The organism is Oerskovia sp. NPDC060287, assembly GCF_042726775.1.
GTDB classification, from domain to species: domain Bacteria; phylum Actinomycetota; class Actinomycetes; order Actinomycetales; family Cellulomonadaceae; genus Oerskovia; species Oerskovia merdavium.
This window is the reverse complement of sequence record NZ_JBHXBO010000199.1, coordinates 1-7,659: the sequence shown is the minus strand read 5'-3', so window position 1 is coordinate 7,659 and position 7,659 is coordinate 1. Positions and strand designations below refer to the sequence as shown.

Sequence of the window (7,659 nt, the reverse complement as noted above, 5' to 3'; positions counted from 1 at the left end):
CGGGGGGCGCCGGTTCGCCCCCCGGGGCCCCCGGGGCCCGGGGCCCCGCGCGGGGGGGCCTCACCCCACCCGCCTGACCCCGGGGCCGGGGCGGGGGGGGCCCCCCCCGCCCCGGCGCAGGGGCTCACCGCGCGACGAGCTCCCGCAGCTCGGCGGAGATGCGCTCGGGCGACTCCTCGGCCATGAAGTGGCCCGCGTGCAGCGTCCTGTGGACGAGGTCGTCCGACCAGGCCGACCACAGCGCCTGCGCGTCATATCCCAGCTCTGCACCCCAGTCCTGCTGGATCACGAGCGTCGGCATCGTTAGACGCACCCCTGCGGCCCGGTCCTCGCGGTCGTGCTCCAGATCGATCCCCGCCGAGGCGCGGTAGTCGGCCACGATCGACGGGATCGCCTCCCGGGACGCGCGGAGGTACTCCGCCCGGTACTCGGCGGGGATGGCCTCCGGGGCCGAGGTCCAGCCGTCGAGGAACGACGCGAAGAACGCGTCCGAGGCCCCGGCGATCATCGGCTCGGCGACACCCGGCGGCTGTGCCATGAGGTACAGGTGCCAGGCGACCTTCGCGTCCGCGCCGCGCAGGATGTCCCACATGTCCAGCGTCGGCAGCACGTCGAGCGACGCGAGATGGGTCACGGCGTCGGGGTGGTCGAGCCCCGTGCGCACCGCGACCAGCGCGCCGCGGTCGTGCCCGGCGAGCGCGAACCGGTCGAAGCCGAGCCCGGCGGCGACCGCGACGACGTCGGCGGCCATCGTCCGCTTGGAGTAGGTGTGCTCGTCCGCCTCGACCGGCTTGTCGCTCGCGCCGTAGCCGCGCAGGTCGGGGCAGATCACGGTGTGGTCGCGGGCCAGGTCCGCCGCGACGTGGCGCCACATCACGTGCGTCTCGGGGAAGCCGTGCAGCAGGACGATCGGCGAGCCGCTGCCGCCGACCGCGACGTTGAGCACGACGTCGCCCGCTCCGCGCAGCCGTCTGGTCGTGAACCCTGGGATGGAGAGAGTCATCGGGACTCCTTTCGTTCGGTCCCTCGAGCCTCGCGCCCGCCGATCAGCAACGGATCAGCGGGTGTCGTCGGGCGTACGGTGGACCGATGCCCTGCCCGCCGTCCCCCGACCCGCTGGGCCGGGTGACCCTCCGCGTCCTCGGCCCGACGGACGGGGCCCGCGCCGACGGCACGCCGCTGGCCCTGCACGGGGCCCGCCACCGGGCCCTGCTGGGCCGGCTCGTCGCAGCGCGCGGCCGCGCCCTGCCCGTCGCCGAGCTGTCCGCCGCGCTGTGGGGCGAGGAAGCCCCGCCGCGCGCGGTCGGTGCGATCCGCACCTTCGTCGGCGACCTCCGCCACGCGCTCGAACCGGACCGCCGTCCACGAGAGCCCGCGCGCGTCCTCACCACGGTGGGCGACGGCTACGCGCTCCTGCTCCCCGACGACGCGGTCGACGGCCGCCGTCTCGAACGGGCGACCGACGAGGCCGCGGGCCGAGCACCCCGCGAGGTCGAACGATCGCTCGCCGCCGCGATCGCTCTGTGGCGCGGCACGCCCTACCCCGAGGCGGGCGACGCGCCCTGGGCCGTCGAGGAGCGTGCGCGTCTCACCGCGCTGCGCGACGTCGCGATCGAGCGGCGCGCCGCTGCGCTCCTCGCGCTGGGTCGGCCCCACGAGGCCGTGCCGACGTTGCGCGAGCTGGTCGGCCGGCTCCCCCTCCGGGAGCGGGCCTCGCTCCTGCTCGCGCGGGCGCTCGACGGCTCGGGACAGTCGTCCGAGGCGCTCGAGGTGCTCGGCACCGCACGGGGCGAGCTCGTCGCCGTCGGGCTCGACCCCTCGCGCGAGCTCGACGACCTCCAGACGAGCATCCTCCGGCACGAGCGTCCGCGAGAGGACTCGGACGCGTTCTCCCGCGCCACCGAGGCCTCGACGCGCATCACCGACGCCCACTCCCGGCTGCGCCTCGAATCGACGGTCGCGCTGCTGCGCACCCTGGCCGTGTCCGGCGGCACGGGCCTCGCGGAGGCCCGCGCGCAACGGTCCGAGATCGTGGACGCGGTCGACCGCCTGGGCGACCCTGCGCTGGCCGCGCGGATCATCGGCGGATTCGACGTCCCCAGCATCTGGCCGCGGTCCGACGACGAGCGCGCCTCGGCCGCCGTCGCCGCTGCGGCCCTCCGAGCCCTCGACGAGCTCGACCCCGACGGCACGACCGCCCGCGCACGGCTCCTCGCCGTCGTCGCCGTCGAGCTGCGCGGAAGTCGTCCGAGGACGGGCCGGGCGTCTGCCGACGAAGCCGTCCGGCTCGCCCGCAGGCTCGGGAACCCCGAGCTGCTCTGCTTCGCGCTGAGCGCTGCCGTCGTCCAGCTCTGCGACCGGCCGGGTCTCTCCGCCGAGCGCGACCGGGTCGCGGCCGAGATCGTCGACCTCGCACGGCGCCACGACCTGCCGACGTTCCACCTCCACGGACTCCTGGTGCGCATGCAGTCCGCCACCGCACGCGGAGACCTCGCCGAGGCTGCGTCGCTCGCTTCTGCCGTCGACACCCTCGCCGACCGCCACGAGCGACCGCTCGCCCGGGTCTTCACCCTGTGGAACGAGGCCGCCCGCGCCGCTGCCCGGCACGATCCGTCGGCCGAGACCCGCTACCGCGCCGCGGCCGAGACCCTCGACGGCGCGGGGATGCCCGGCGTCGCCGAGGGCCTCCTCGCTCTCGCCCTCGTGGGCGTCCGGGCCGACGACGCGCCGCTCGACGACCTGCGCGCAGGCACCTACGACCCCTGGCTCGCCCCGCTCCGCCACGCTCGCGCCGGTGAGACCGCGGCCGCGGCCGCGCTCCTGGACGACGTTCCCGACCCCCCGCCGGGCCTCCTCCTCGAGGCCCTGTGGAGCCTGGTCGCCGATGCCGCGACGCTCGCCGCGCACCCTCGCGCGGCCGAGAGGTCGTGCCGGGCGCTCGAGCCAGCGCGCCAGGAGCTCGCGGGCGGCGCGACGGGGATGCTCGTGCTCGGTCCGGTCGCCGACCGCCTCACCTCGTGCGGCCACGCAAAGGACCCGTGACCCGTCGGTGACGAGGCGACCACCGACGAGGGCGAGGTCCGGTGCGGACGATCGCTCCGCCGTCGGGCGATGCCCTGCGGCACGTGCGGCTCAGCCGCGCGGACGGTCCTCGGTGCGCAGCTCGGTCGCCAGGACCGCGACCTGCGTGCGGCGCTGCAGCCCGAGCGTCGACAGGATGTGCGACACGTAGTTCTTGACGGTCTTCTCTGCGAGGAACAGGCGCTCACCGATCTGGCGGTTCGTCATGCCCTCGCCGATCAGGTCGACGATCTGACGCTCCTGGGGCGAGAGCCCCTCGAGACGGTCGACCTCCTGGGCCTGCGGCGTGCGCAGCCGGTCGAGGATGCGCGCGGTGCTGACCGGGTCGAGCAGCGAGCCGCCGCCCGCGATGGTCCGCACGGCCCCCACGAGGTCGGAGCCGTGGATCTGCTTGAGGACGTAGCCCGAGGCCCCCGCGAGGACGGCCTGGAACAGCGCCTCGTCATCCGCGAAGGACGTGAGCATGAGGCAGCCGATCTCCGGCATCTCGGAGCGCACGTCGCGGCAGACCTCGACGCCCGAGCCGTCGGGCAGGCGCACGTCGAGCACGGCGACGTCCGGGCGCACCGCACGGATGCGCGGCAGGGCCGAGGCTGCGGTGCCGGCCTCGCCGACGACCTGGATGTCGTCCTCGGCCTCAAGGAGGGCGGCGACGCCGCGGCGGACGACCTCGTGGTCGTCGAGGAGGAAGACCCGGATGGGGTCGGGGGTGGTGCCCATAGGGAGAACTTATCGGAGTTGTGTCAGAACGAGGGTGCCGGACGAGCAGGACGCCCGACGGCGCCGCTCCCGCAGGAGCACCTGCTCGACGTCACAGCGCGCGGGCGGGCGACGCCCCTGCGGCGGTCCTACGGTGGGGAGATGCCGTCGCACTCCCCCGTCCCCGTCCAGAACCGTCGGCGGAGGCCCCGCTTCACGGGCCTCATCAAGCCCCACGAGGCCTTCCCCGCGATCGCCCGGCTCGACCGCCGCATGAACGAACGGACCTACGGGCGACGGCTGGGCCCGCAGGCCGATGCCGCGCTCGTGCGGCTCTCGACGGCGGCGAACCACAGCGTCCTGTGGATGGGGCTCGGTGCCGGGCTGGCCGCGACCGGTGCCCGGGGGCGCCGTGCCGCGGTGCGGGGCCTGGGGACGCTCGCGGTCGCGAGCGCGACCGCGAACCTGCTCGGCAAGGGGCTGTTCGGCGGTGATCGTCCCGCTGCGGACGTGCTGCCGCTCGTGCGACGGCTGCGCCGCTACCCGACCACCCCGTCGTTCCCGTCCGGTCACTCGGCGTCGGCCGCGGCGTTCGCGACGGGGGTGGCCATCGAGTGGCCCGCCGCCGGGCTCGTCGTCGCGCCCGTCGCGGGGGCGGTCATGTACTCGCGCCTGCACGTGGGCGCGCACTGGTTCTCGGACGTCGTCGGGGGTGCCGCGCTCGGGGTCGGGCTCGCCGTGCTCGGCCGGTGGCTCGTTCCCTCTCCCCCCGGACCCGCACCCGACGTGCCTGCCGGGCCCCCCACCGACGTCCCCGCTCTCCCCGACGGCGAGGGCTTGTTCGTCGTCGTCAACACGTCCGCCGGGTCCGGGCGGATCCTCAAGGAGGACCCTCTCGAGGTCCTCCGCCGCGACCTCCCGAAGGCCCGGGTGCACGTCCTCGCCGAGGGGGACGACCTGCACGAGCTGTACGACCGGGCGGCACGCGGCCAGGCCGACGACGCCGACCAGGCCGACGGCGCCGGCGCGGCTGACCAGGCCGGCACGCCCCCCGACGACGTCCGCCCCGCGGTCGCGCTCGGGATCAGCGGAGGCGACGGCACGGTCTCGACCGCGGCTGCTGCCGCCCGGGAGCACGGGCTCCCGCTCGTGGTCCTGCCCGGCGGGACGCTCAACCACTTCGCCAAGGCGGCCGACCTCACGTCGATGTCCGCGACGGTCGACGCGGTCCGGAACGGTTCGGGCGTGAGCGTCGACGTCGCCGAGCTCCGCGTCGACGGCAAGGACCCGCTCACGGTGCTCAACACCTTCTCGCTCGGCATCTACCCCGAGCTCGTCTCGCAGCGCGAGCGCGCCGAGAAGCGGCTCGGGAAGTGGCCCGCGACCGTGTGGGCCACCTCGCGCGTCCTGCGCTCGGCCGCCCCGCTGCGGCTGTCCGTGGACGGCGTGGTCGGCTCGTACTGGTCGTTCTTCGCGGGCGTCAACAAGTACGTCCCGCAGAACCTCGCCCCCGTCGAGCGCATCCGGCTCGACGACGGCGTCCTCGACGTCCGCACGGGCCGCGCCGAGAAGCGCTACAGCAGGGTGCGGCTGTTCCTCGAGACCGTCGCGGGCGGCGGCGCGTCCTCGCTCGCGCAGCGCGTCCAGCCTCTCGAACGCCACCTCGCGGTCGACTCGTGGACGACGCCCGACCTTGCGCTGCGCTTCGGGGACGGCGCGCCGCACGACCCGGTGATCCTCGCGCACGACGGCGAGACGCTCGAGATCGACGGCGACCGCGTCGTCGACGCGACGCTCACCATGGTCCGCGGCGGTCTCCGGATCTACGCACCCACGGACCCGACGGCGGGCTGAGGCCGAGCGTGCCAGGGGACGGCCCGTCTCCTGGACGTGCCGTCGCGTGCCGTCGCGCACGGCACGACGGGAGCACCGCCGTCGGGCCGGGGCGTCCGGCGTGACGACCGGACGCCCGACGGCGCCGCCCCGTCAGACCGTCGGATCGCCTTCCGGGGTGCTCGCCCCGCGGGCGGGCCGGTCCTCCTCGCGCAGGCGCGGCTCGGTGCGGCGCGACGGGTCGAACCCGGCCTTGTCGGCGTAGAACGCACGGACGCGGTCCATGTCGGCGCGGACGTCGCCCGTGAGGTCGAGCGTGGGGCCCAGGCCCGCGGTCATGGTCGTGCGGTCGACGTAACCCAGGGTCACGGGCATGCCCGTCTCGCGCGCGATCCGGTAGAAGCCCGACTTCCAGTACTCGCCCTTGCTGCGCGTGCCCTCGGGCGTGATGACGAGCGAGAAGACCTCGCCCGTGCGGACCCGCGAGACGATGTCGTCGACCACACGGCTCGGGTCCGTCCGGTCCACGGGGATCCCGCCGAGGGCCCGCGCGAACGGTCCCATGACGCCCTTGAACAACGTGTGCTTGCCGAGCCAGCGGACCTTGACGCCGACGCTCGCCGAGATGGCGAGCATGAGCACGAAGTCCCAGTTCGAGGTGTGCGGGGCGCCGATGAGGATGCCGGGGCGGTCGGTCGGGGGCTGCTCGGTGCGCAGGGTCCACCGGCTCACCGCCCAGTAGGCGCGCGCCAGGGCGCGGCGGATCATCGGGCTGCCTCGAGGGCTACGGGGTGGGACACGGCAGCAACGCTACCTGCGCGCGCGGGCCGCGCCGGCGCCTCGCAGGGCCACGGCGAACGGCCCTCCCTGCGCCGTGGGCGAAATCTCCACGAGCCCTCCATGTCCTCCCTGTCTTTTCCCAGGTTCACCGGGCAGACTTCTGGGCATGACGTCGCCGAAGACATCAGGACCTGCCGCCCGGCTCGCCGCCGCCAGCTTCCTCGCACTCGCGATGATGCTGCCGCTGAGCGCGACCGCATCGGCCGCCGAGGTATCCCGGCTCATCGAGGACACGCAGTGTCAGGTCGACTCGATCGGCGAGGACCTCGAGAAGGCCTGCACCCAGCTCTCCACGCTCCCCTCCGGCCTGCGCCTCGAGGTCGAGGACGCCGTCGCGAACGCCCAGGCCGCCACGGACGAGGCCAACGCAGCGCTCGCGCAGGCCGCGACCGACGAGTTCGGCGACGGCCGCGCAGTCCTCGCCCTCACCGACGCCCAGGTCGCGCTCGACGCCGCCTCGGCCCAGGTCCGTTACGTCGCCGACAAGACCGTGGCACAAGGCGCCGACGTCGGATCGACGCTGCGCGACGTGCAGAACACGATCGACCACCTCCGGGGCGAGACGAGCCGCGCAGCCGCCTGACGCGGCGGCCACATCGAGCGCCGAGCCCGCCTCGGCTCTGCCGAGAGCAGAGCCGCAGAGTGCTTTTCACCCCCATGGGGAGAATTACCCCTGTGCAGGCGCGCCGTTTTCCTCCACAATGAGCACCGCACTCCGTGGCACTCCTTGCCACGATCCCCACGCTCCCGACAAGGCTCGGGCGCGCGAGAGAAACGAGAAACCCCCGTGACCACTCCCTACGGCGCCCCGCAGGCCCCGCAGTCCGACCAGGCCCCGCAGTACTACGGCGCCCCCGTCGAGGACCCGGGCAAGACGCTCGGCATCGTCGGCTTCGTCCTGGCGTTCGTCTTCGCGGTCGCAGGCATCGTCGTCAGCGCCATCGCCAAGAAGAAGTCCCGCGAGGCCGGCTTCGACAACCAGCTCGCCAAGTGGGGCCTGATCCTCAGCATCATCTTCACGGTGCTCGGAGCCATCGGCTGGGTCGTCTACATCATCGCCTTCGCCGCGCTCGCCGCGTCGGGCGAGCTCAGCTCGTACTGACCTTCCCGGTCGCCCACGAGGCCGTCGTCCCCTTCCGGGGGCGGCGGCCTCGCTGCGTCTTCCCGTGGGCGGCCCGCGGTGCGAGACTCCGGTGATGACCGAGC

Annotated in this window: 7 protein-coding genes; 4 read left to right on the top strand and 3 right to left on the bottom strand. The window is 74.6% G+C overall.

What is annotated here, in order from left to right; translation table 11 throughout:
- Positions 1-124: 124 nt before the first annotated feature.
- Positions 125-1,003 carry an alpha/beta fold hydrolase gene (locus tag ACFWFR_RS15290; RefSeq protein WP_377623527.1) on the bottom strand — a complete coding sequence of 293 codons (879 nt, stop codon included), beginning with the start codon at positions 1,001-1,003 and terminating at the stop codon, positions 125-127.
- Positions 1,004-1,089: 86 nt separating this feature from the next.
- On the opposite strand from ACFWFR_RS15290, the gene ACFWFR_RS15285 reads away from it, so the two are divergent.
- Complete coding sequence (locus tag ACFWFR_RS15285; protein ID WP_377623526.1) at positions 1,090-3,042, top strand: BTAD domain-containing putative transcriptional regulator; 1,953 nt, start codon at positions 1,090-1,092, stop codon at positions 3,040-3,042.
- Between the two features lie 90 nt (positions 3,043-3,132).
- Here ACFWFR_RS15285 and ACFWFR_RS15280 read toward each other — a convergent pair whose 3' ends face one another.
- Complete coding sequence (locus ACFWFR_RS15280) at positions 3,133-3,801, bottom strand: response regulator transcription factor (RefSeq protein WP_191803731.1); 669 nt, start codon at positions 3,799-3,801, stop codon at positions 3,133-3,135.
- A gap of 141 nt (positions 3,802-3,942) precedes the next feature.
- On the opposite strand from ACFWFR_RS15280, the gene ACFWFR_RS15275 reads away from it, so the two are divergent.
- Positions 3,943-5,634 (top strand): bifunctional phosphatase PAP2/diacylglycerol kinase family protein, encoded by a 1,692-nt coding sequence (locus ACFWFR_RS15275; RefSeq protein WP_377623525.1) that lies wholly within the window; start codon positions 3,943-3,945, stop codon positions 5,632-5,634.
- Positions 5,635-5,766: 132 nt separating this feature from the next.
- Here the strand turns inward: ACFWFR_RS15275 and ACFWFR_RS15270 are convergent, their stop codons facing one another.
- On the bottom strand, positions 5,767-6,381 hold the full coding sequence (locus ACFWFR_RS15270) for a 1-acyl-sn-glycerol-3-phosphate acyltransferase (protein WP_377623524.1): 615 nt from the start codon (positions 6,379-6,381) through the stop codon (positions 5,767-5,769).
- A 178-nt stretch (positions 6,382-6,559) separates the two neighbouring features.
- Here ACFWFR_RS15270 and ACFWFR_RS15265 point away from each other — a divergent pair, with 178 nt between their 5' ends.
- Positions 6,560-7,036 carry a hypothetical protein gene (locus ACFWFR_RS15265; protein ID WP_377623523.1) on the top strand — a complete coding sequence of 159 codons (477 nt, stop codon included), beginning with the start codon at positions 6,560-6,562 and terminating at the stop codon, positions 7,034-7,036.
- 204 nt (positions 7,037-7,240) lie between these two features.
- Positions 7,241-7,555, top strand: coding sequence for a DUF4190 domain-containing protein (locus ACFWFR_RS15260; protein WP_377623522.1), 315 nt, complete (start codon positions 7,241-7,243; stop codon positions 7,553-7,555).
- Positions 7,556-7,659 lie beyond the last annotated feature (104 nt).

Bases quoted from the DNA above. Each gene is read 5' to 3' on its own strand.
- ACFWFR_RS15290 (WP_377623527.1), bottom strand. From the start codon at position 1,003: ATGACTCTCTCCATCCCAGGGTTCACGACCAGACGGCTGCGCGGAGCG.
- ACFWFR_RS15285 (WP_377623526.1), top strand. From the start codon at position 1,090: ATGCCCTGCCCGCCGTCCCCCGACCCGCTGGGCCGGGTGACCCTCCGC.
- ACFWFR_RS15280 (WP_191803731.1), bottom strand. From the start codon at position 3,801: ATGGGCACCACCCCCGACCCCATCCGGGTCTTCCTCCTCGACGACCAC.
- ACFWFR_RS15275 (WP_377623525.1), top strand. From the start codon at position 3,943: ATGCCGTCGCACTCCCCCGTCCCCGTCCAGAACCGTCGGCGGAGGCCC.
- ACFWFR_RS15270 (WP_377623524.1), bottom strand. From the start codon at position 6,381: ATGATCCGCCGCGCCCTGGCGCGCGCCTACTGGGCGGTGAGCCGGTGG.
- ACFWFR_RS15265 (WP_377623523.1), top strand. From the start codon at position 6,560: ATGACGTCGCCGAAGACATCAGGACCTGCCGCCCGGCTCGCCGCCGCC.